Raw genomic sequence first — 347 nt, forward strand, 5'->3', positions numbered from 1 at the left:
CGTGTACTTGGCGAGGTTACCGAGGAGAAGCTGGCCATTGTGCGTGACTCCGACTATATCCTGCGGGAGGAAATCGCCAAAGCTGGTCTCGACCGCGAGATTTGGCAATACTTCACAGCCCTGCCGAACATGAAGAGCGTAGGCGTTATGGGTGACGAACGTACGTATTCCTACACCGTAGGCATTCGCGCTGTAACCTCAATCGACGGCATGACCGCCGACTGGGCACGTATCCCTTGGGATGTGCTGGAGAAAATCTCCGTCCGCATCGTCAACGAAGTGGAAAACGTCAACCGCATCGTGTACGACGTAACCTCGAAACCACCAGCTACGATTGAGTGGGAGTA

Annotated in this window: 1 protein-coding gene; it reads left to right on the plus strand. The window is 54.8% G+C overall.

What is annotated here, in order from left to right; all coding sequences use genetic code 11:
- Positions 1 to 347, plus strand: a 347-nt coding sequence (locus AC0LWN_RS32710) for a GMP synthase (glutamine-hydrolyzing) (RefSeq protein WP_474672754.1), incomplete at both ends; no start/stop codon positions are given.

The sequence above is a fragment of the Paenibacillus sp. sgz302115 genome, from assembly GCF_056120445.1.